Below are 19,048 nucleotides of genomic sequence, written 5' to 3' on the forward strand. Positions count from 1 at the left end.
ACGCGGCAACACGTCGCCAGTGAAGGCAGGGTAACGACATGGACACATCAGAGACAGACCAGAAGCTAGAGAAGAGCTTTGCCGCCTTGCTGGAGGAAGAGGAGCAGCACCAGTTCACCCGCCCAGAAATCCAGTATCAGCGCCGCGCCGTGCAAGGTGTGTCTGAGACGTGGGGGGAAGCCGAAAAAGCAGACGCGAAGGGGAAGAAATGATGACAATTCCAGAACAGCTTGAGCGTGCGCTTGCTGACCTAGCCGCACTCGAATCAGACAACGCCACTCTAGAAGCGAACGCCGCCGCTCAGGACTCAGCCCTCATAGCCACGCGCCGCGAGTCTCGCAGTGGTACGGCAACCTTTGAGGCAGTAGTCAAGGCACAGACCCGCACTCAAGCCGCACGGGGGCTACTCGACCAACATAGGCAAGACGTAGCCGATGCCCGCGCTTTACTGGAAGAGTTGGAAGCCGCCGCGCTTTCTCTTGACCTCTTAGCAGAAGGCCGCGCCGCCTTCCAGATGATGCGAGAGGTAAAAGAGGCTCACAACGTCATTGCCGTACAGACTGATGCGGCAGTAAGGAGAGGCGTTAGAGAACTTGCCGCGCTGGAAGACAGTTATGCACAAGCCCACTCAAGGCTCAGGGCTGCCCTTATCCTCAACGTAGAGAGCCTTCACGGGGTCAATCCCTATATCTCCACCCGCCTAACCTACGTACCCTCTCCTGAGCGTTTGAGCGGGCAAGCGTTCCTGCGAGAAATCGACCCGGAACTGAGCGAACCGTCCGCCCTGAGTCTCAAGCCGCTGAACCGTCCGGCAAACCTCGCCCACGTCTCGGAGAATGCCTAAGCAGAGTGACCGGGGGGGGGCAGCGAGCGGCGCGGCGCTCTCCCCCGCTGACAGACGGGGCGCAGCTTCAGAACTGGGAAGCCTGGAAGATGCCCGGCGCGTGCTGTGGGCCGCACTGAAACGCGCTGAGCGCAGCTTGAAAGCACGGGATCACGCTACAGCCCTCAGAGGTGTTCACGCCGTCAGCCAGTGCGCCGCCGCTTATACCCGGCTTGTGGAAGTCTCCGAGCTGGAAGCCCGCATCACAGCGCTGGAAGAGGGTAAACCATGAAGCTGCTCACTCGTGAGGAACGCAAGGCGGTGGGAGCCAAGATGAAGCGAGACGCCGCGCTAGCACAGCGTCTTAACTCGCTCGAACTTGAATCCGGTCAGCCCGCCCCGGCTGAACTTGTCCTAGCCGTGCTGGACAGCTTAAAGCAATCACTAGACCTGCAAGCGCGGGTGATGCGTAGGCTTGACCGCTCATGAGTGGACGACTGGCTAGGGTGCGTGACTTGGAAGGGGCAGCACAGGCTAAGAGAGAAATCAGGGCTGAACACAATCGCCTAAAGGAAGATCGAATAGGCCAGATGTGGAATGCACAGGACATAGCCACCATGCGCGAGATGTTCAAAACCTTGAGGGAAGATAAGGCGCTCACTGATCGAATTGAGTCAACGTTTCCAGACGTTGCAGAGCTTGCTGGCGAGATTGAAGTGATGGGCTGGTTTGAGCGCTGGAATTGGGAGTTAAAACAAGATGATGTATGGCCGCCCGCGCCGCCAGAGACAGCAGGCTACCTTGCAGCGGGATTTGCCGTCTGGGATGAACTAGCGGCCCGCCCTGACCTGACAGCGCACGAGACGACTAGCACCCGCTGGGAACTAGCCATCTTGCGTTATTTGGAGATCGTCGCCCATGTCCTCTAGCGTGTAAACCACGGTTGACACTATCCGCATTCCGGCGAGCGACAGCGCATAGAATACCCGCATGGGAGAAATAGAGATACGGCTAAGCGAAATAATGGGGCGGCACAGACTGAAGCAGAGGCAACTTGCAGAAGCTTCAGGCGTGCGCCCCGCTGCCATTCATGCCCTCTATCACGGGCAACGTAACCGAGTGGAGCTAGAACACCTTGCCGCCATTCTGGACGCGCTGTACACCCTCACAGGCCAGCGCTACAGCGTCGCTGACATTCTGGCTTACACGGAGGACTGACCATGCCACGCAAAGCAGTTTTGAAAGACACACCCACGCCGCGCAAGGCGAAACGCGGCAACGGTGAGGGAACAGTGCGGCAGGTCGGCAAGAAATGGCGTTGGGAAATCAATCTGGGCTACCGCTCAAGCGGCTCACGTATCTCGCGTTCAGGCTATGCCGAGACGAAAGGGAAAGCGGAAGCCGCCAAAAGTGCCGCCCTGACGGACTATTCACGCGGCTTGATCGGAGAGCCTGACCGGGTGACAGTGGCAGACTTCGCGGCCCGCTGGCTACGCCGTCAGCATGACGTGACCACACGCACTGCTAAGAAGTACGGGCAAGAATTGGGCTACGCCCTGGAACACATCGGCTCTACGCGCCTTCAAGACGTGCGCCCGCATCATCTCAAGGACACCGTGACCCTTCTTGCTGCCCGTGAGATGCGAAACGGCACGCGCATGTCCAGAAGCACGTTAGGCCGCACCCTGACTCGCCTTCGTTCACTGTTTAGGGAAGCGGTAGCCGATCAGATCATTTACGTGAATCCGATGGACGGCGTAAAGCTGCCTAAGATCAGCGTGAATGAAACGGCGTCGGTCAAGGCGCTCAACCCCGATCAAGCGGCGCGACTGCACACCATCGGCTCAGTGCTGTATGACGCGGGCCTGTGCCGCCTTTGGCCCGCCCTGTTCGTTTCACTGGGCATGGGCCTACGGCGCGGCGAAGTGATGGGCCTGAAGTGGGCAGACATTGACCTAGAGCGGGGAACACTGCGTATCCGGCAGACCCGCGTGATGGACGTTCAAGGCATCGTGACCGGAAATCCCAAAACCACAAACTCAAGGCGAGAGCTGCACCTGCCCGCAAGCGTGACAGCCCTTCTCAGGCGACACAGAACCGCTCAGAACGCTGAACGGGCAATGGCTGGCCTAGCGTGGCAGGAAGGCGGTGTGGTGTTCGCTACAGCGCTGGGAGAGTGGACACACCCCGACAACTTGAACCGCGCTCTGAACGCCGTGCTGAGCTGGACAGAGCCGACACGGGCCACTCAGGACGGAAGGGGCAGTGTTTGGACTCGCGTACCCCGTGACTTGTGGGCCAGCCTCAAAGCAGCGGTGCTGGCAGGTGAACGTCTACCCGACATTTCCCCCCATGATCTGCGGCACACTTACGCAACCCTGGCACTTCGTCAGCGTGTACCTGTAGAAGTGGTGTCGAAAAATCTTGGACACGGTAGCCCTGGAATCACGCTCACCGTTTACCGGCATGTTCTGGATGATGAGCTGAGGGCAACAGTGGTGGACCTGTTCCCAGTGCTACCCGTGCTGCCTAGCGCTGTAGCGATACTGAATTAAACCCAGTTACGCCAAAGCTACGCCAAATGCACAAAACCCCTACCGGTCAAGTAGGGGTTTTCACTGTGCTGGACGTGGTGCACTCGACTGGAATCGAACCAGTGGCCTGCCCCTTAGGAGGGGGCCGCTCTATCCGACTGAGCTACGAGTGCCGAAGACAGGGTTAGGCTGATGCAAAATCCTGCGCGGCGCAGTATAGAGCATTTTCTCACCGCCTCCACTTGGCGGAGAGCGGATGGGCCTTCAGATTTCAGCGCAGGGCTGAAACGCAATCCGGAGGAAAAGCAGGGCCACACCAGTATTCTCGGGAGGTCGGCGAACCTTGCGTTGGGGGCGTCGCGACGCAGCCAGCTACTCCAACATGAGGAAGTTTCCCGTTCCCGACGCCAGCAGATCGACATCTTCTCTGGGACTAGGAGCGCCTCTGCGGCCTTTCGTCCACGGTTCAGTGCATGGTTCTTGACTCCGGCTGTATACCGCGCTATACTTTTCCTATAAGTCAAACGACAAAAGCCGCCCGCGAGGCGGATTTTTTTATGCCTCTTCGCACTCGAACTCCTTTACCAGCCGAGCTGGCGCATGGCGTCGAGTTCTTCCAGATCACGCAGGGTCGATAAGGTGTCGCCGCCTTTGCCGTGCAGGCCGCAGCCGCCCACATTGGCACGCGGAATGCACATCACGTCCAGACTGCGGCTGAGGCCGCCGCTGAGCAGCTTGACATTCTTCAGCACGATGACCTCACCGAGCTGTGGCAGGGCGTCCACCACCCGCCCGGCCTCCTCCCCGCTGAGCAGTTCGCCCTCAACCAGTACACCTTGAACGAGCAGCACGACTTTGGACATGTAAGAAGCTTACGCGGCAGGTGGGCGCATCCGAAGCCCAGACAGGCCAGACCTTCGATGTTCTGTAACGCCCATTTGACGCCTGATTTTTTATGGTGTGATCCATGACTAGAACCCGAACTCTCCTGGCAGCAGCGCTCACCCTCGGCCTCCTCGCGCCCGCCTCGGCCCAGACCCTGATTCTCAACGGCAATGTCTCCGCCGACAAGACCGTGGTCGTGGGCGGCAAGACCTACGTGCCGCTGAGCGCCCTTTCCAGCCTGGGCATTCAGGTCAGCACCGGCAGCGGCGTGACCAGTCTGACGGGTGGCAAGGCGGTGGCCACCGCGCCCAGCACGACCACAGCAGCCACGCCCAACAACGGCGCGGGCGGTGCCAATCAGAAGGCCAGCGTGTCAGGCTGCCTGAACGAATGGCTCTTTGACGGCGTGTGGCGTATGCGGGTGACCAAGGTTCAGCCGACGGTCAATTCGGGCCGGGGCGACCGTCCGGCCTGGGGCGTGACGGTGGAAGTCAAGAACGGCACCACCCAGACCCTGAAGATGTCCGAAAACGGCATCGATTACAACAACGCCATCAACCTGTCGTTCCCCGACGGCAGCAGCATGGGCAGCGCTGCTCGCTCGGCCTGGCAGGACAAGGTCTATACCAAGTTGCCGCAGGGCGTCGGCACAGTGCATCAGTTCATCATCGACCCGGACGATTCCATGACCCTGGCCCAGTTGCAGGCCAACCCGCCCAGCAAATTCCTGTTCGAAGTCGTGAAGAAAGTCGATTCGTCGGCCAAAGGAGTGGGCTTCACCGTCCCCGACCCCAGCTTCCGGGTGGATTTGAGCTGCAAGAAATAGCCTGAGTGGCAGGAAGGACAACGAGCAGACGCAGCCGAAACCCACCCAAGCGCCTGAACAAAGGCCAAGCCACTCCACAGCCAACCCACTCAGCGGCCAGCGGTACTTACCAGTCCGTGGCCGCTTTGTCTATTCACCGGGAACCCTGTCCCAGTTCCCAGGACAAGAGCAGCCTCAAGACATCGGGACAGGCCCAGACTTACTTTGGCGGTGTCGTTAACCTCTTCGCTTCTCCCTCAAGTCCAGGCTTGAGCGCCCCCTTCAGGAGGACATAACCCGAAACGTCTTTTGGCCGCCCCCACCCGCCCCGGCTGCCCTCAACTCGCCTCAGTTGGCAGCAGCGTCCGGAGAATCCGGTCGGTGGGCACGGGCCCTCCTCGTCTCCGGCCCCTTGCCTGCAGCATCCGAGAATTTCGTGATTCTCAAAGGAGCATCCGCATGAACAAGCAGCCTTCCCCCAGCGTCGAGCGCAGCAAGTCTTTTTTCAAGGGCGTGGCCCTGACCACTGCGCTGGGTGTCACGCTCGGCCTGGCCCAGAACGCCGACGCTCCATTCGTGCTGACCAGTTCGGGGACCCGGATTCCCAATGCCACCCTGCAGGCCTACAACGACGCGGGCGGCATCGCGGCGGTACTCGGCAACACCAAGGCCGGAAGTTCAGACGCGGCCATGATCGTCACCCAGGCCGGAAATGGACCGTTCATCAAGATGTTTGGCCCCAACGGCGGTGAACACGAATTCGAGGTGGCCAGCAACGGCACCGTCAGCTTGATCACGCCCAATCTCCAGACCAATATCCAGCTCAACAACAGCAACGGCATCGTGAGCGCCAAGGGTTTTAACAACCGCAGTGACCGCGCAGCCAAAACCAACTTCCACGCCATCAACCCGGCCAGGGTCTTGCAACTGGTCTCGAAGCTGCCGATCAGCCGCTGGAATTACAAAGACGACACCAGTGCTGTGCAGCATATCGGTCCGATGGCCCAGGACTTCGAGGCGGCCTTCGGCCTCAATGGAGGCGACGACAAATCCATCAACTCGGTGGACGCCCAGGGTGTGGCGCTGGCGGCGGTGCAGGGCCTCAACCAGAAGCTCGAAGCCGAGAACGCGGCGCTGCGATCCCGGCTTGATGCCCTCGAAGCGCGCCTGGACGCCCTGACGAACGACTAGCGCATTTGAGCCAAAGATTTTCCCTTTGACGTGCGAGCAAAGCGAGCAGGAGCGGGCAGGGCCCACACGGGACTTGCAGAGCTCCGCAGAAGAGGAGTGGCCCGACACAGGTGCTGCTCACCATGGGGGCCACCGTGCCCAAGACAGTGGCGTTGGCTGGGAAAGCACCCAGCCAACGCCACTTCTATCCGCTTTACGCCTCTCTTCTGGCGTGAGCCACCGCTTCGATTTCCAGGGCCAGACCGTAATGAAGCGCCGGCACCGGCACCACGCAGCGGGCCGGGCGGTGCTCGCCGATCCACTCGGCATAGAGCGTATTGAAGCGCGGCCAGTCCTCAACGCTGAGCAGGTACACCCGCACCTGCACCAGATCGGTGCGCCCGCACCCGCAGGCGGCGAGGACTTCATCCAGATTGCTCAGCACCTGGGCCGCCTGCACCTCGAAGCGTTCGCCGCTGAGTTTGTGGCCCTGTGCGGTGATCGGCAACTGGCCGGAGATGAACACCAATCCGCCCGCACTGGCCGCGTGGCTGTAGTGACCGCCGGGCTTGCCCAGCGCTTCAGCCTGAATGAGCTGCACCTCGCTCACGGCTGCGTCTCCTGAAGAGCCGACTCCTGGACAAGCGCGGCGAAGCGGGCCAGATCCACGTTCCCGCCGGACAGCAGCACACCCACCCGCTGACCGCTGAGGTCGAGCTGACCCCTGAAGGCCAGCGCGGCGGCCAGGCAACCGGTCGGCTCCACGATCATCTTCATACGGCCGGCGAAGAACTTCATCGCCTCGACGAGTTCGGCGTCGCTGACTGTCAAAATGTCGTCGACCGAGCGCTGAATCACCGGAAAGGTGTGCTGGCCCAAGTGCTGGGTCTGTGCGCCGTCGGCAATGGTTTTGGGCGTGTCGATATGTACGATCTGGCCGCTGCGAAAACTGCGCTGGCCGTCGTTGCCGGTCTCAGGTTCGACCCCGATGACGCGGCACGCCGGGTGCATGGCGCGGGCCACCGTCGCGCAGCCGGAGAGCAGGCCGCCGCCGCCCAGTGGCACCAGCAGCGTGTCGAGGGCACCCACGTCCTCGAAGAGTTCCTTGGCGGCGGTGCCTTGCCCGGCCATGACGTGCGGGTGGTCGTACGGCGGAATCAGGGTCAGGCCGCGCTCCTCGGCCAGCTGCCGCCCGATCGCCTCGCGGTCCTCGGTGTAGCGGTCGTAGCAGACAACTTCCGCGCCGTACCCACGCGTGGCGGCCACCTTGATGGCGGGCGCGTCGGTGGGCATCACGATCACAGCGGGCATGCCGAGCAACTGGGCCGACAGCGCGATGCCCTGGGCGTGGTTGCCCGAAGAAAAGGTCACCACGCCCCGGCGGCGCTGCTGAGGCGTGAACTGCGCCAGAGCGTTGTAAGCGCCACGAAATTTGAAGGCCCCCATACGCTGAAAGTTCTCGCACTTGAAAAAGAGCTGCGCGCCGACGCGTCGGTCGGCGGTGGCAGAGGTCAGCACCGGGGTGCGGTGCACCGCGTCGGCGAGCCGGGCGTGCGCCTGCACGATCTCGTCGAAGGAAAACGTCCTGGGAACGGAAGAAGGCTGGCTCATGTCAAAGCTCCTTGAACGCGCCGCGGCTGTTCGCAGCGTGGGGCGGAGGGTGGGTTTTGCTCCCGAGCATGCTAGAGCATCGGGAGAATTCACCACCCCAGCCAGCGCAGGTGCTCAAAGGAGCTGGGGTGTGCTCCGCTGATGCTGCTGAGCCGTTCAGCCGTTCGCCCGCCGCGCGACGCCTACAACCGACAAGACGACTTCGGTCATGCGGCAAGTCCAGCTCCCCCTGCAAGCTGGGCGGCAGCACAACGCCGGAGCATCAGAGCCCCGGCGTTTGGTGTGGGTGGCCGCTTACTTGCGGAAGCTGGGGTCGAGAATCTTCTTGCGCAGGCGAATGCTCTGCGGGGTGATCTCGACGAGTTCGTCGTCGCCGATGTACTCCAGAGCGTCTTCCAGGGTCAGCTTCTTGATCGGCGTGAGCGACAGGGCATCGTCCGCGCCGCTGCTTCGGACGTTGGTCAACTTCTTGTTCTTGGTCACGTTGACGTTCATGTCGTTCTCGCGGGCGTTCTCACCCACGATCATGCCCACGTAGACCTCGGTGGCCGGCACGATGAAGAAGCTGCCCCGGTCCTGGAGCTTCCAGATCGAGTAGGCAAACGAGCTGCCCGCTTCCATCGCCACCAGGGAGCCGTTCTGGCGGGTCTTGAGTTCCCCGGCCCAGGGCGCGTAGCCGTCGAAGATGTGGCTCATGATGCCCTCGCCCTGGGTCATCGAAAGAAACTGGGTGCGGAAGCCGAACAGGGCGCGGCTGGGAATCTTGAACTCCACGCGGGTACGCGTGCCCTGCGGCTCCATGTTCACGAGCTGGCCCTTGCGGCTGGTGATCGCGCCGATGACGGTGCTGGAGTGGTACTCGGGCACGTCCACGACCAGATGCTCAATCGGCTCGGATTTCTCACCGTCGACCATCCGGGTAATCACCTGCGGCGCGCCGACCTGAAGCTCGTAGCCCTCGCGGCGCATGGTTTCGAGCAGAATCGAGAGATGAAGCTCGCCGCGTCCGCTGACCACGAACTCGTCGGGGCGCAGCTCCTCGACCTTGAGCGACACGTTGGTCATGACCTCGCGCTTGAGGCGGTCGTTGAGGTGGCGTGACGTGACGTACTTGCCCTCGCGCCCGGCAAAGGGGCCGTTGTTGGGCTGGAAGGTCATGCTGACCGTCGGCTCGTCCACCGTGATGATGGGCAGGGCCTCGGGATCGGCCAGATCGGCCACCGTCTCGCCGATCTGGGCGTCCTCGATTCCAGCCAGCGCCACGATGTCGCCCGCGCCCACCACGTCGGCCTCGATGCGGTTAAGCCCCAGGTGGGTGAATGGCTGGACGATACGCGACTTGGTCATGGTGCCGTCTTTGTGCATCAGCTGCACATACTCACCCTTCTTGACCTGTCCACGCTGCACCCGGCCCAGCACGATGCGGCCCAGGTACTCGGAGTAGTCGAGGTTGGTCACCAGCATCTGGAACGGCTCGTCGAGCTTGACCGGCGGCGCGGGAATGTACTCCAGCACCATCTCGAACAGCTCGTGCATGTCGTCCTGGGGGCTGTCGAGGTCCTTATAGGCTTTGCCTTCACGGGCCACGGCGTACAGGATCGGGAAATCGAGCTGGTCGTCGTTCGCACCGAGTTCGGCCATCAGATCGAAGGTCAGGTTGACGACCTCCTCGATACGGGCGTCCTGGCGGTCGATCTTGTTGATGACAACCACGATCTTCAGGCCCAGCTCGATGGCCTTTCTCAGCACGAAGCGGGTCTGGGGCATCGGGCCTTCGGCCGCGTCCACCAGCACCAGTGCGCCGTCGACCATGCCCAGCACGCGCTCGACCTCACCGCCGAAATCGGCGTGGCCGGGGGTGTCCACGATATTGATCTTGACGCCCTTGTACTCGACCGCCGTGTTCTTGGCCAGAATGGTGATGCCACGCTCTTTTTCGAGATCGTTGGAGTCCATCGCCCGCTCGGCGATTTCCTCACCGTGCTTGAGCTTGAGTGTCTGCTTGAGAAGGCCGTCCACCAGGGTGGTCTTGCCGTGATCGACGTGCGCGATAATCGCGATGTTGCGGTATTCCATGTGCGTTCTCTCCTTGCTGGGGCCGCTCCCCCACTCGGGAAGGAGGCCACAAAAACGCCCGCACACTTGCTACTACTCGCCGTGGCGGGCCGTCCAAACGTGGATTCTAACAGATCATGAGCCAGGAAAGTCAGGGAGGTGTCACGGTTCGGGGGGCAGCTCCCGTCGGTACCTCCCAGGTGTCACACCCAAGTGCCGTTTGAACTGGTTGGAGAAGGCACTCTGGCCACTGAAGCCCGTCGCCAGGGCGACCTGTGCGGGGAGATGCCCAGCGCCGAGTTGCTGACCTGCCCGTTGAAGACGCGCCTGCACTCCCCGTGATGTCCTCAGCCACCCGGCGCAGTTGCTCGGTGCTGGGAGACAGCACCAGCTGGACGTAGCCGCCTTCGGCAAACGACTGGCCAGTGTCGACCTCGTCGGGGTTGATCAGTACGACGCTTCCGTCCGGCGCGCCCCGATTCCAGAAGACCGCCGCACCACCCCGACGGTGAAGCCCTCGTGGGTATGGTGTGCGAACGCTTGCTTGACGAAGCGGGCCGGCAACACCTCCAGGCCACCCAGAAACGGCACTCGCCCTAACCCATCATGGGCGAGTGGGGTCCGGGCAGGCGGCGGGACTTCGTTCACGGCCCGAGCATAGAAACGGCGAGCAGAGCAAGATTTTGCAAGATGGGCGAGCGTACAGGCGTTAGGGTCGTGGGCGGAGGAGGAATGGCCATGAAATGCGTGCTGGTGCGGGCAAACGATTTGTCGACGGGGCTGGCCGTCAATGCGGCGGGCGTGCTGGCCGTGACCCTGGGCCACAAGGAGCCCGGCCTGATACCCGAAGACGCCCGTGACGCTTCCGGTGGCCTGCACGCCGGGCTGATCAATGTGCCGCTGCCGATTCTGGTGGCGGGCCGGACCAAACTCAAAGCGCTCAGGGAACGCGCCGGGCAAGCGAAGCTGACGGTGGTGGGGTTGAGCGACGTGGCCCAGCACGCCCGAACCTACGGGGCCTACATAACCACGCTGGCCACCACCCCGCCGGAAGCGCTGGATTATCTGGGGCTGGCCCTCTGCGGCCCTCAAAAGAGCATCAACAAACTCGTCGGCAATCTGGCGCTGTATGGCCGGGTCACGGACAGATGACACCCCAGCACATTCCCCGAATCGTCTTTCTGGATCGCCGCGCCATCAGCCTGCTGCTGCGCCCGCCTGCTTTTCCACACGAGTGGCAGGAATATCAGCACACGCTGCCGGAATTGACTGCCGAGGGCCTTCAGGGTGCCCGGATCGCCATCACTAACCGTGTGCCTATGTGGATGTGGCGGCCTGCCACGAGCGCGGCGTGGCGGTATGCAACATCTGCGACTGGTCGGTATCAGTGCCGGAACACGTCTTCGCGCTCCTGCTGGCGCTCCGGCGGCAGTTGCCGAGGTACCAGCGGGCGGTGGCCGCCGGGCAGGGGCAAGCGTCGCTGACGTACGGCTTCGTGCTGCCGCCGCTGCCGGTGACGCTCAGCGGATCGGTCATGGGCCTGATTGGATACGGAGCGCTCGGCGGGCAGGTCGCCGCGCTCGCCAGGGCCTTCGGGATGACCCCCCTGATCGCCGAGCGCAGGGAAGCCGCCAGCGTTCGGGCAGGCCGCACGCTGTTCGGTGAAGTGCTGGCCCGCAGCGATGTGCTGGTCATATTGTGCCCGCTGACCGCCGAAACCCGCGATCTCATCGGCGTGCCCGAAATGGCGCGGCTGCCTGCCGGAGCGCTCGTGATCAACTGTGCGCGGCGGCATCGTGAACGAGGCGGCGCTGGCCGGAGCGCTCCTGCGCGGCGAACTCGGCGGGGCCAGGGTCGATGTGCTGTCCTAGCAACCTCCTCCTTGAGCTGGACCCGCCCAATTTGATTCTGACACCGCATATGGCCTACGCCAGCGTGCAGTCGCTGGAAACGCTGGCAGAGCAGTTGATCGGCAACCTGGAAGCGTACATGGCCGGACAACCCCGCCATCTGATTGATCAGACCGGGCAGTGAAACGCGGCTCTGAACAGTCAAGCCAAACATCCCACCGACGCTCCGGATTGCTGACAAGCGCAACTTCGCTGCCTGTCTCGCCCGCATTCCTCCTCTAAACTGAGCGGGTGATTGCCTTTCTCTCCGGCGTGGTACGCGAGCTGCGCGAACACAGCGCCATTGTGCTGGTCGGCGGCGTGGGCTACGAGGTGCTGTGCCCGGCCTCGACCCTGGGCAAGCTGAGCGCGGGGTCGCCCGCCGAACTCCACACCCGGCTGGTGGTGCGCGAGGACGCCTGGACGCTGTTCGGCTTTGCCGACACCGACAGCCTCAAACTCTTCGAGCTGCTGACCAGTGTGACCGGCGTGGGACCGAAGCTGGGGCTGGCGCTGCTCTCGGGCATGTCGCCCTCGGCGCTGGCCCAGGGCCTGCTCAGCGGCGACAGCAAATTGCTCAGCAGCGTGTCGGGCGTGGGCAAGCGCACCGCCGAGCGCCTGGTGCTCGAACTCCAGGGCAAGGTACCGGAACACCTGGCCGCGCCCACGGTGGGCGGCGTGCGCCAGCGGGTCATCAGCACGGCGGGCCAGGACGCGGTGGACGCATTGCTGGCGCTGGGCTTCCGCGACGCCCAGGTGCGCGCCGCCGTGTCGGAACTGCTCTCACAGGACCCCGAGCAGAGCGCCGATCAGCTCATCCGCAAGAGCCTGGGCCGCCTGCGTTGAGCGGAGCCGACACGCCCGCAGCAGAGCCAAATTCAGAAACCAAGTTCCCCAAACAGGAGCAGCGCGCCACCTGGCTGGAACTGTTCTTCGATCTGGTGTTCGTCACGGCACTCGACCAGCTGGCGCAGCGCTTCGGCGATGATGCCAGCGGGCGCGGCTTCGGCATCTTCGCGCTGATGTTCGTCGCGGTGTGGTGGGCCTGGGTCGGCAATACCCTGTTCGCCGGGCGCTACGGCAACCAGGGACGGCCCTACCGCTGGGGCACGGCGCTGCAACTACTCAGTGTGGGCGGCTTGGCGCTGGGCGTGCTGGGCGATCTCAGTGACGTGGGCGGATTTTTCAGCGGGCTGTTCGCGGTCAACCGCTTTATTCTGGTGGGAATGTACGCCGCGCAGATCAAAGACGCGCCCAGTCCCGAATTGGCCCGCGCCCAGTTGCGCACCTTCGGGCTGAGTGCCCTGATCTGGCTGGCCTCGGCCTGGCTGCCGCCCGGCTGGCAGCAGGTCGCCTGGGGCTGCGCCGTGGGCGTGGACGCGGTGGCCTCGATTGTCTCGCGGCGGGTCCAGGGCCAGAACATGCCGCACCCCGAGCACCTGCCCGAGCGCGTTGGACTGCTGACCATCATCTCGCTGGGGGCCATCATCACCGAGATCGTGAGCGGCGCGGGCAGCCAGAAGCTGACCCTGACCTCGCAGCTGCCTGCCGGACTGTCACTGCTCACCACCCTGGCCCTTTTCAAGCTGTATTTCGACGAGGCCCGCGACCTGCCGGTGCTGCTGGCCCACCGCGACGGCCGGGTGGGCACGCTGCTGCTGTGGCTCTACACCCACCTGCCACTGACGCTGGCCCTCACCGCCCTGGGCGTGGGCATCGGGCACGGCATCGCGGGCCAGGGACCGGAAGCCGACCGGCATGAGCGGGTCACTGTGGCCCTGTCGCTGACGGCCATCTTCCTGAATCTGGCCGCGCTGCGCGCCGTGACCCAGCACGCGCTGGGCAAGCTCAAGATGGATTTGAGCATCTGGGCACTGCTGCTCGGCGGCGCGGCCATGCTGGGCTTGATGTTCGCGCCGCTGGCCACCCTCCCCTACCAGGCGGCCACCCTGGCGGTCTGCGGGCTGGCGCTGCTGGCCGTCTGGCGCGACCCGGCCCGGCAGTTTCTGGCGCGCACCGAGGAGGCCGTGGCCGAGGAAGCCCACGCCGACGACGATTCATCCGGCAATTCGGCTGGGCCGCCCGCCAAGCAGCAACGCTCCGCCCAGGCCACGACGCCCGAAGCCTGAGCACTGCTGAGGTGGTCGCGAAGGTGTGCCACCAAGCCGCACAGGGTCATGTCCGGGACCGCTCCCTGACTCGCCACACATGACCCGCCCGGACCCGCTACCGTAGACCCATGACCAATCCAGCCGATTCGGCTAGCCCTGCTGCCCTGCCCGAGACCTTCCGTGCCCTGCTGCTGACCAAGAACGGCGACGCCGTGAGCGCTGACCTGACCGACGTGCCCACCGCCGAGCTGCCCGCCGGTGAGGTGACGGTGCGGGTACAGGCGTCGGATCTCAATTACAAGGACGGGCTGGCGATTCTGGGCAAGCTGGGCATTCGCACGTATCCGATGGTGCCGGGCATCGACTTTGCTGGAACCGTGCTGGAGAGCTCGGACGCCCGCTACCAAACGGGCGACAACGTGACCCTGACTGGCTGGGGCGTGGGCGAGCGCTTCTGGGGCGGCTACGCCGAACTGGCCCGCGTGAAGGCCGACTGGCTGGTCAAGACGCCCGAGCGCTTCAGCGCCGCCGAGGCGATGGCTGTCGGCACGGCGGGCCTGACCGCCATGCTGTGCGTGATGGCGCTGGAAGACGCAGGCCTGACACCCGACCAGGGCGGCGACGTGCTGGTGACCGGCGCAGCGGGCGGGGTGGGTAGCGTCGCGGTGAGCCTGCTCTCGGCACGCGGCTACCGCGTCACGGCGGCCACCGGACGCGTGGAGAGCGAGGGCGACTACCTGCGGGGCCTGGGGGCCTCGGACGTCATTCACAGAGACGAGCTGAGCGCCCTCAAGAAGCCGCTGGAAAAGGAGCGCTGGACGGCAGCCATAGACGTGGCGGGCGGCGCGACCCTGGCGGGCGTGCTGTCCAGTACCCGATACGGCGGTCATGTCGCGGCCTGCGGGCTGGCCGACAGCGCTGGCCTGACAGCCTCGGTGCTGCCCTTCATTCTGCGCAACGTCACCCTGCACGGCGTGGACAGTGTGCAGTGCCCCGCACCCCAGCGCCAGCGCGCCTGGGACCGCCTGGCCGCCGAGCTGCCCGAGACACTGCTCAAAGACGGCGTGCAGACGGCCCGGCTGGAAGACCTGCCGCGCCTCGCCGGAGAGATTCTGGCTGGACAGGTGCGCGGGCGCACGGTCATCGACCTGAGCTGAGTCGAGCTGGATTGATCTGCAAGGCTTCAGGGCGAAGCCCTACGGTGACGCCGCGCCCGGCATGATGAATTGGGGGCATGACCACCCTGATTCTCGGCGCAACCGGCGGCATCGGCTCGGCCCTCACGCAGCTCTGGACCGCAGACGAGCTGTACCTCAGCGGGCGCGACGAGGCCAAGTTGCAGGCGCTGGCGGCCAAGCGCCAAGCCAACACCCTGCGGGCCGACCTGGGCTTCGAAAGCCAGGTCAGCCGCCTGTTCGGGCAGCTTCCCGAGTCGCTGGGCACCATCGTTTACGCAGCGGGGTCGGCCTACCCGGAGGCGCTGGCGCAACTGAAAGCCGAGAACGTGCGACAGGTCTGGAACGCCAATTACTTCGGGTTGATCTGGACGCTGAAGTACGGGCTGCCGAAGCTGGCGGCGGGCGGGCGGCTGTATGTCATCGGCGCGCGCGAGGACCTGACCACCGCACGCGGCTTCTCGCAGTACGCGGCCAGCAAAGCGGGCGTGGCGCGGCTACTGAGCATTGCCCGGCTGGAAGCACGCGGCAAGACACTGACGCTGGTGCTGCCGCCCGCCGTGGACACCGGACTGTGGGCGCAGGTGGGCAAGGTGCCCAAAGGGGCCGTGTCGCCGGACGTGGCGGCACAGGCCATCGTGGATGACCGCAGCGGTGCTGGACAAGAAGAGCTGCGGATCTGAAGCGGGCCTAACCCTGAGCGGCTTTGCGGCCAGATGACAGCTTGAGGCCGACCAAAGCCGCGACCAACATACCCAGTAACAAAAGGCGCAGCACACTGAGACCCTCGCCGAACACCACACTCCCCACCGCGACGGCGCCCACCGAGCCGATACCGGTCCAGACGGCGTAGGCGGTGCCCAGCGGGATGGTCTTGAGCGCGCGCGCGAGAAAGTCGAAGCTGAAGTAGGCGCACACCAGAAACACGTACAGAAACTGCGGGCGGGTCTGCTCCAGCTTCAAGGCGGTGGCGAAGCCGACTTCCAGCAGCCCGGCCAGCACCAGCCAGTGCCAGTCGGTCCAGCACAGGCGACTCACGGCACGACCCGCAGCCCGATGATCGCCAGCAAGACCAGGCCCAGGAGTCCCAGCCGCAGTGGCGTGGCCTCCTCGCGGAAAAACAGAAAACCGATCAAGGCGGTGCCCACTGCACCGATGCCGGTCCAGACGGTGTAGACCGTGCCGAGCGGCAGCGTCTTGAGCGCCTGACTCATCAGCCCGAAGCTGGCGATGGCGAACACCAGAAACAGCAAGCTGGGCCACAGCTTCTTGAAGCCGTCACTGAGCTTCAGGCAGGTGGTGAAGCCGATCTCGCACAGCCCCGCCAGCAACAACACGGTCCATCCCACGTCCGACCTCCCTTTTTAGCAAGTCCGTGCTAAATACAACTTTTAATAGCACGCTCGTGCTAAAAAGACAAGATGCCCCGCATTGTCGATCACGATCAGCGCCGCCGTGAACTGGCCGCAACTGTCTGGGCGCTGGTGCGAGAGCACGGCGTGGAGGGCGTCAACCTGCGGCTGATCACCGAGCATTCCGGCTGGTCGAGCGGCGCGATCCGCCATTACCTGCCGCACCGTGAAGCCATCCTGGCGTTTGCCGCGCAGCACATGGCCGAGCGGGTGGGGGCACGGCTGCTGAACCTTCCCCGAACCGGCGATCCGCTGAGCGACTTTCTGAAGCTGGTGCGGGAAGTCCTGCCGCTCGACGACGAGCGCCGTGCCGAGGCCCAGGTCTGGCTGGCCTTCGTCGCGCTGAGTCTGAGCGATCCGGGCCTGGCCGACACCCAGGGTGTGGCGTACCAAGCACTCAACGAGACCTTTCGGCAGATTTTCGAAGCCTTCTCAACGTTGGGCTGGCCCGCGCAACATCCTCCCGAAGCCGCCGCCCGCGAAGTGCAGGCCCTGATCGACGGCCTGACTATTCACCTGCTGCTGGAGCAGATCACGCCCGGCGACGCCTGGGCCACGCTGGAAACGCGGATTCGTCAACTGATCCAGGCTCCAGCAGTGTAGAAGTCACCCGGCGCGCAGCACTGCTGGTTTGCCCGGCCAGTTGGCGACCAGCACCCCCAGCAGTGTCAGCGCCGCCGCGCCGAGTTCGCCAGGCGTGAAGCGCTCGCCCAGGAGCCACACCGCCAGGGCAAAAGCCACCAGCGGCGCGAGATTCTGCCAGATGCTGGTGCGGGCCGCGCCCAGCACCTGGGTGCCGTTGGCCCAGGCCAGGTAAGCGAACACGTTGGCGAGCAGACCCGACAGCACGGCCAGTCCCCAGGCCCACAGCGGCGCGGACACCTGCCCCAGCGTCGGCAGCACCGGCACCACCAGCGGCAGCGCGCCGAACGAGGTGGCAAAGGCCACGAACGGCAGCAGGCCCAGCCGCGCCACCAGCGGGCGGTTGGTCAGGGTGTAGCAGGCCCAGGCCAGTGCCGAGAGGCCCAGCAGCCCCAGGCCGAGGGGACTGAGGGCGCTGCCGGGTTCCAGGGTCTGCCCGAACAGCCACAGCATGCCGCTGAGCGACACCAGCACCCCGAAGACCTGCGGACGGCTCGGGCGCTGCCCCACCAGACCGCCGAGCAGCACTACGATGATCGGCACCACCGCGTTGGCCAGCCCCGAAATCCCAGCGGGCGAGCGGGCGATCCCGGCCACCGACAGCAGCTGAAACAGGGTGGTGCTGAGCAGCCCCGCCACCGCGACCCACACCCAGTCTCGGGCGCTCCATCTCGGCCAGCCCCTGCGGGAAAGGACCAGCCCCAGCAACACGAGCGCCGCCGCTCCCAGCCGCACCCCGACCGTCTGGCCCTGGCTGAAAAAACCCAGCAGCACCTTGACGGCCACCACATTGCCGCCCCAGATCAGCACCGTGAGAATGACCCCGGTGTAGGCGCGGGCAATCACCGAGCGCGCGCAGGCCAGGCCAGCACATTCAACCGGCTGCTCAGAACACCACCGTCTTGTTGCCCGACACCAGCACCCTATCTTCCACGTGCGCCTTCACGGCGCGGGCCAGCACCTGGCGCTCCACGTCGCGGCCCAGCCGCATCAGGGTGTCGGGCGTCTCGCGGTGGGTCACGCGGGCCACGTCCTGCTCGATGATCGGTCCGGCGTCGAGTTCCTCGGTCACGTAGTGGGCGGTGGCCCCCACCAGTTTCACCCCGCGCTGAAAGGCCGCCCGGTAGGGATTGGCCCCGATGAAGGCCGGCAGAAACGAGTGGTGGATGTTGATGACCGGCACGCCCAGCCCGCGCAGCAGCTCGCCCGACAGAATCTGCATGTAGCGCGCCAGCACCACGAAGTCCACGCCTGCCTCATGAAAGAGCCGGATCTGCTCGGCCTCGGCCTCGGCCTTGGTGTCTTTGGTGACGCCGACCTGCACGAACGGCACACCGAACATCTCCGCGTCGCCGCGCAGGGTGTCGTGGTTACTGATGACCAGCGGAATCTCCACGTCGAGTTCGCCCCGGCGTTTGCGCACCAGCAGATCGAGAAAGCAGTGGTCGTACTTGCTGACCATGATGCCCATGCGTTTGGGCTGGGCGGTGTACCAGACCCGCCAGTTCATCTCGAACGGCTCGGCCACCACCCTGCCGAAGGCCCGCTCGAACTGCTCCTTGGCCAGATCCAGGCCGTCGAGGTGAAATTCCATGCGCATGAAAAACTGTCCGCCCTGCGGATCGGTGGAGTGCTGATCGGAGTGGATGATGTTCGCGCCGTGATTGTGCAGAAACTGAGATACCGCCGCCACGATACCCTTGCGGTCCGGGCAACTGATGGTCAGGCGAGCGGTGTTGCGGGGGTCGAGGTCCAGCGTCATGTCGAATGAGTGTAACTCAAAGGACATGCGCCCTGAACCGGCGAACCGAACGGCATCTCAGGCTGGCAACCTGTGACCGGTTACAACGGGGGGGGTTAGTTCGTCCGGTTGACAAACAAAAAGAGAGGGCGTAACTTCATGAACGTTAAACAACCCTCCACCTTGCTCTCATAT

The 19,048-nt window shown here is 64.3% G+C and carries 27 protein-coding genes and 1 tRNA gene; 17 read left to right on the forward strand and 11 right to left on the reverse strand.

Annotated elements, in window-relative coordinates; genetic code table 11:
- The first annotated feature begins 38 nt into the window (after nt 1-38).
- The 7 genes from GUI70_RS04765 (at nt 39) to GUI70_RS04795 (ending at nt 3,378) form a co-directional block, all read left to right on the forward strand.
- Nucleotides 39-212 (forward strand): hypothetical protein, encoded by a 174-nt coding sequence (locus tag GUI70_RS04765; RefSeq protein ID WP_161881164.1) that lies wholly within the window; start codon nt 39-41, stop codon nt 210-212.
- Nucleotides 209-844, forward strand: a complete 636-nt coding sequence (locus tag GUI70_RS04770; protein WP_161881165.1) for a hypothetical protein — start codon at nt 209-211, stop codon at nt 842-844. The genes GUI70_RS04765 and GUI70_RS04770 overlap by 4 nt, the downstream gene beginning before the upstream one ends.
- Nucleotides 837-1,115, forward strand: a complete 279-nt coding sequence (locus GUI70_RS04775; RefSeq protein WP_161881166.1) for a hypothetical protein — start codon at nt 837-839, stop codon at nt 1,113-1,115. Before GUI70_RS04770 ends, GUI70_RS04775 begins: the two co-directional genes overlap by 8 nt.
- Nucleotides 1,112-1,312 carry a hypothetical protein gene (locus GUI70_RS04780; RefSeq protein WP_161881167.1) on the forward strand — a complete coding sequence of 67 codons (201 nt, stop codon included), beginning with the start codon at nt 1,112-1,114 and terminating at the stop codon, nt 1,310-1,312. The genes GUI70_RS04775 and GUI70_RS04780 overlap by 4 nt, the downstream gene beginning before the upstream one ends.
- The gene (locus GUI70_RS04785) at nt 1,309-1,752 is read left to right on the forward strand and encodes a hypothetical protein (RefSeq protein WP_161881168.1); all 444 of its coding nucleotides are present in this window, start codon (nt 1,309-1,311) and stop codon (nt 1,750-1,752) included. Before GUI70_RS04780 ends, GUI70_RS04785 begins: the two co-directional genes overlap by 4 nt.
- A gap of 61 nt (nt 1,753-1,813) precedes the next feature.
- Nucleotides 1,814-2,041 (forward strand): helix-turn-helix domain-containing protein, encoded by a 228-nt coding sequence (locus tag GUI70_RS04790; protein WP_161881169.1) that lies wholly within the window; start codon nt 1,814-1,816, stop codon nt 2,039-2,041.
- A 2-nt stretch (nt 2,042-2,043) separates the two neighbouring features.
- Nucleotides 2,044-3,378 carry a tyrosine-type recombinase/integrase gene (locus GUI70_RS04795; protein WP_237724701.1) on the forward strand — a complete coding sequence of 445 codons (1,335 nt, stop codon included), beginning with the start codon at nt 2,044-2,046 and terminating at the stop codon, nt 3,376-3,378.
- Nucleotides 3,379-3,453: 75 nt separating this feature from the next.
- Here the strand turns inward: GUI70_RS04795 and GUI70_RS04800 are convergent.
- Nucleotides 3,454-3,530, reverse strand: a tRNA-Arg gene (locus GUI70_RS04800).
- A 408-nt stretch (nt 3,531-3,938) separates the two neighbouring features.
- Nucleotides 3,939-4,220, reverse strand: a complete 282-nt coding sequence (locus GUI70_RS04805) for a hypothetical protein (protein WP_161881171.1) — start codon at nt 4,218-4,220, stop codon at nt 3,939-3,941.
- A 104-nt stretch (nt 4,221-4,324) separates the two neighbouring features.
- Between GUI70_RS04805 and GUI70_RS04810 the strand changes: the two genes are divergently transcribed.
- Together GUI70_RS04810 and GUI70_RS04815 are read left to right on the forward strand one after the other, a co-directional pair.
- The gene (locus tag GUI70_RS04810; RefSeq protein WP_161881172.1) at nt 4,325-5,068 is read left to right on the forward strand and encodes a hypothetical protein; all 744 of its coding nucleotides are present in this window, start codon (nt 4,325-4,327) and stop codon (nt 5,066-5,068) included.
- A 438-nt stretch (nt 5,069-5,506) separates the two neighbouring features.
- Nucleotides 5,507-6,238, forward strand: a complete 732-nt coding sequence (locus GUI70_RS04815; RefSeq protein ID WP_161881173.1) for a tail fiber domain-containing protein — start codon at nt 5,507-5,509, stop codon at nt 6,236-6,238.
- A 193-nt stretch (nt 6,239-6,431) separates the two neighbouring features.
- Here the strand turns inward: GUI70_RS04815 and GUI70_RS04820 are convergent, their stop codons facing one another.
- From GUI70_RS04820 to GUI70_RS04840, 5 genes are all read right to left on the reverse strand, one after another.
- On the reverse strand, nt 6,432-6,827 hold the full coding sequence (locus GUI70_RS04820) for a RidA family protein (RefSeq protein ID WP_161881174.1): 396 nt from the start codon (nt 6,825-6,827) through the stop codon (nt 6,432-6,434).
- Nucleotides 6,824-7,828, reverse strand: a complete 1,005-nt coding sequence (locus tag GUI70_RS04825) for a threo-3-hydroxy-L-aspartate ammonia-lyase (protein WP_161881175.1) — start codon at nt 7,826-7,828, stop codon at nt 6,824-6,826. Before GUI70_RS04825 ends, GUI70_RS04820 begins: the two co-directional genes overlap by 4 nt.
- 294 nt (nt 7,829-8,122) lie before the next feature.
- The gene (gene typA / locus GUI70_RS04830) at nt 8,123-9,904 is read right to left on the reverse strand and encodes a translational GTPase TypA (protein ID WP_161881176.1); all 1,782 of its coding nucleotides are present in this window, start codon (nt 9,902-9,904) and stop codon (nt 8,123-8,125) included.
- A 141-nt stretch (nt 9,905-10,045) separates the two neighbouring features.
- Entirely contained in the window at nt 10,046-10,216 is a 171-nt protein-coding gene (locus GUI70_RS25200; protein ID WP_161881177.1) for a helix-turn-helix domain-containing protein, read from the reverse strand.
- A 114-nt stretch (nt 10,217-10,330) separates the two neighbouring features.
- Nucleotides 10,331-10,531 carry a hypothetical protein gene (locus tag GUI70_RS04840; RefSeq protein ID WP_161881178.1) on the reverse strand — a complete coding sequence of 67 codons (201 nt, stop codon included), beginning with the start codon at nt 10,529-10,531 and terminating at the stop codon, nt 10,331-10,333.
- Between the two features lie 90 nt (nt 10,532-10,621).
- Between GUI70_RS04840 and GUI70_RS04845 the strand changes: the two genes are divergently transcribed.
- The 7 genes from GUI70_RS04845 (at nt 10,622) to GUI70_RS04870 (ending at nt 15,741) form a co-directional block, all read left to right on the forward strand.
- Nucleotides 10,622-11,035, forward strand: coding sequence for a DUF2000 domain-containing protein (locus GUI70_RS04845; protein WP_161881179.1), 414 nt, complete (start codon nt 10,622-10,624; stop codon nt 11,033-11,035).
- Nucleotides 11,036-11,204: 169 nt separating this feature from the next.
- The gene (locus GUI70_RS04850) at nt 11,205-11,789 is read left to right on the forward strand and encodes an NAD(P)-dependent oxidoreductase (protein ID WP_202630404.1); all 585 of its coding nucleotides are present in this window, start codon (nt 11,205-11,207) and stop codon (nt 11,787-11,789) included.
- Entirely contained in the window at nt 11,786-11,917 is a 132-nt protein-coding gene (locus tag GUI70_RS24930) for a hypothetical protein (protein ID WP_272952816.1), read from the forward strand. Before GUI70_RS04850 ends, GUI70_RS24930 begins: the two co-directional genes overlap by 4 nt.
- Nucleotides 11,918-12,024: 107 nt before the next feature.
- Nucleotides 12,025-12,618: a Holliday junction branch migration protein RuvA gene (gene ruvA, locus GUI70_RS04855; protein ID WP_161881180.1), complete on the forward strand. Its 594-nt coding sequence runs from the start codon at nt 12,025-12,027 to the stop codon at nt 12,616-12,618.
- On the forward strand, nt 12,615-13,901 hold the full coding sequence (locus GUI70_RS04860; RefSeq protein ID WP_161881181.1) for a low temperature requirement protein A: 1,287 nt from the start codon (nt 12,615-12,617) through the stop codon (nt 13,899-13,901). Before ruvA ends, GUI70_RS04860 begins: the two co-directional genes overlap by 4 nt.
- A gap of 110 nt (nt 13,902-14,011) precedes the next feature.
- A complete protein-coding gene (locus GUI70_RS04865; RefSeq protein ID WP_161881182.1) occupies nt 14,012-15,040 on the forward strand; it encodes an MDR family oxidoreductase in 1,029 nt (342 codons plus the stop codon).
- A gap of 77 nt (nt 15,041-15,117) precedes the next feature.
- Nucleotides 15,118-15,741 carry an SDR family NAD(P)-dependent oxidoreductase gene (locus GUI70_RS04870; RefSeq protein ID WP_161881183.1) on the forward strand — a complete coding sequence of 208 codons (624 nt, stop codon included), beginning with the start codon at nt 15,118-15,120 and terminating at the stop codon, nt 15,739-15,741.
- Nucleotides 15,742-15,748: 7 nt separating this feature from the next.
- On the opposite strand, the gene GUI70_RS04875 is transcribed toward GUI70_RS04870, so the two are convergent.
- Both GUI70_RS04875 and GUI70_RS04880 read right to left on the reverse strand, forming a co-directional pair.
- Nucleotides 15,749-16,096: a DMT family transporter gene (locus GUI70_RS04875; protein WP_237724702.1), complete on the reverse strand. Its 348-nt coding sequence runs from the start codon at nt 16,094-16,096 to the stop codon at nt 15,749-15,751.
- Nucleotides 16,093-16,407 (reverse strand): DMT family transporter, encoded by a 315-nt coding sequence (locus GUI70_RS04880; protein WP_161881184.1) that lies wholly within the window; start codon nt 16,405-16,407, stop codon nt 16,093-16,095. Before GUI70_RS04880 ends, GUI70_RS04875 begins: the two co-directional genes overlap by 4 nt.
- Nucleotides 16,408-16,479: 72 nt before the next feature.
- On the opposite strand from GUI70_RS04880, the gene GUI70_RS04885 reads away from it, so the two are divergent.
- Complete coding sequence (locus tag GUI70_RS04885; RefSeq protein ID WP_161881185.1) at nt 16,480-17,073, forward strand: TetR/AcrR family transcriptional regulator; 594 nt, start codon at nt 16,480-16,482, stop codon at nt 17,071-17,073.
- Between the two features lie 3 nt (nt 17,074-17,076).
- Here the strand turns inward: GUI70_RS04885 and GUI70_RS04890 are convergent, their stop codons facing one another.
- Both GUI70_RS04890 and purU read right to left on the reverse strand, forming a co-directional pair.
- Nucleotides 17,077-17,958: a DMT family transporter gene (locus GUI70_RS04890; RefSeq protein WP_161881186.1), complete on the reverse strand. Its 882-nt coding sequence runs from the start codon at nt 17,956-17,958 to the stop codon at nt 17,077-17,079.
- A gap of 40 nt (nt 17,959-17,998) precedes the next feature.
- Complete coding sequence (gene purU / locus GUI70_RS04895; protein WP_161881187.1) at nt 17,999-18,874, reverse strand: formyltetrahydrofolate deformylase; 876 nt, start codon at nt 18,872-18,874, stop codon at nt 17,999-18,001.
- Nucleotides 18,875-19,048 lie beyond the last annotated feature (174 nt).

Source organism: Deinococcus alpinitundrae, assembly GCF_009982895.1.
GTDB lineage: Bacteria > Deinococcota > Deinococci > Deinococcales > Deinococcaceae > Deinococcus > Deinococcus alpinitundrae.

Bases quoted from the DNA above. Each gene is read 5' to 3' on its own strand.
- GUI70_RS04765 (WP_161881164.1), top strand. From the start codon at position 39: ATGGACACATCAGAGACAGACCAGAAGCTAGAGAAGAGCTTTGCCGCC.
- GUI70_RS04770 (WP_161881165.1), top strand. From the start codon at position 209: ATGATGACAATTCCAGAACAGCTTGAGCGTGCGCTTGCTGACCTAGCC.
- GUI70_RS04775 (WP_161881166.1), top strand. From the start codon at position 837: ATGCCTAAGCAGAGTGACCGGGGGGGGGCAGCGAGCGGCGCGGCGCTC.
- GUI70_RS04780 (WP_161881167.1), top strand. From the start codon at position 1,112: ATGAAGCTGCTCACTCGTGAGGAACGCAAGGCGGTGGGAGCCAAGATG.
- GUI70_RS04785 (WP_161881168.1), top strand. From the start codon at position 1,309: ATGAGTGGACGACTGGCTAGGGTGCGTGACTTGGAAGGGGCAGCACAG.
- GUI70_RS04790 (WP_161881169.1), top strand. From the start codon at position 1,814: ATGGGAGAAATAGAGATACGGCTAAGCGAAATAATGGGGCGGCACAGA.
- GUI70_RS04795 (WP_237724701.1), top strand. From the start codon at position 2,044: ATGCCACGCAAAGCAGTTTTGAAAGACACACCCACGCCGCGCAAGGCG.
- GUI70_RS04805 (WP_161881171.1), bottom strand. From the start codon at position 4,220: ATGTCCAAAGTCGTGCTGCTCGTTCAAGGTGTACTGGTTGAGGGCGAA.
- GUI70_RS04810 (WP_161881172.1), top strand. From the start codon at position 4,325: ATGACTAGAACCCGAACTCTCCTGGCAGCAGCGCTCACCCTCGGCCTC.
- GUI70_RS04815 (WP_161881173.1), top strand. From the start codon at position 5,507: ATGAACAAGCAGCCTTCCCCCAGCGTCGAGCGCAGCAAGTCTTTTTTC.
- GUI70_RS04825 (WP_161881175.1), bottom strand. From the start codon at position 7,828: ATGAGCCAGCCTTCTTCCGTTCCCAGGACGTTTTCCTTCGACGAGATC.
- typA (WP_161881176.1), bottom strand. From the start codon at position 9,904: ATGGAATACCGCAACATCGCGATTATCGCGCACGTCGATCACGGCAAG.
- GUI70_RS04845 (WP_161881179.1), top strand. From the start codon at position 10,622: ATGAAATGCGTGCTGGTGCGGGCAAACGATTTGTCGACGGGGCTGGCC.
- GUI70_RS04865 (WP_161881182.1), top strand. From the start codon at position 14,012: ATGACCAATCCAGCCGATTCGGCTAGCCCTGCTGCCCTGCCCGAGACC.
- GUI70_RS04870 (WP_161881183.1), top strand. From the start codon at position 15,118: ATGACCACCCTGATTCTCGGCGCAACCGGCGGCATCGGCTCGGCCCTC.
- GUI70_RS04885 (WP_161881185.1), top strand. From the start codon at position 16,480: ATGCCCCGCATTGTCGATCACGATCAGCGCCGCCGTGAACTGGCCGCA.
- purU (WP_161881187.1), bottom strand. From the start codon at position 18,874: ATGACGCTGGACCTCGACCCCCGCAACACCGCTCGCCTGACCATCAGT.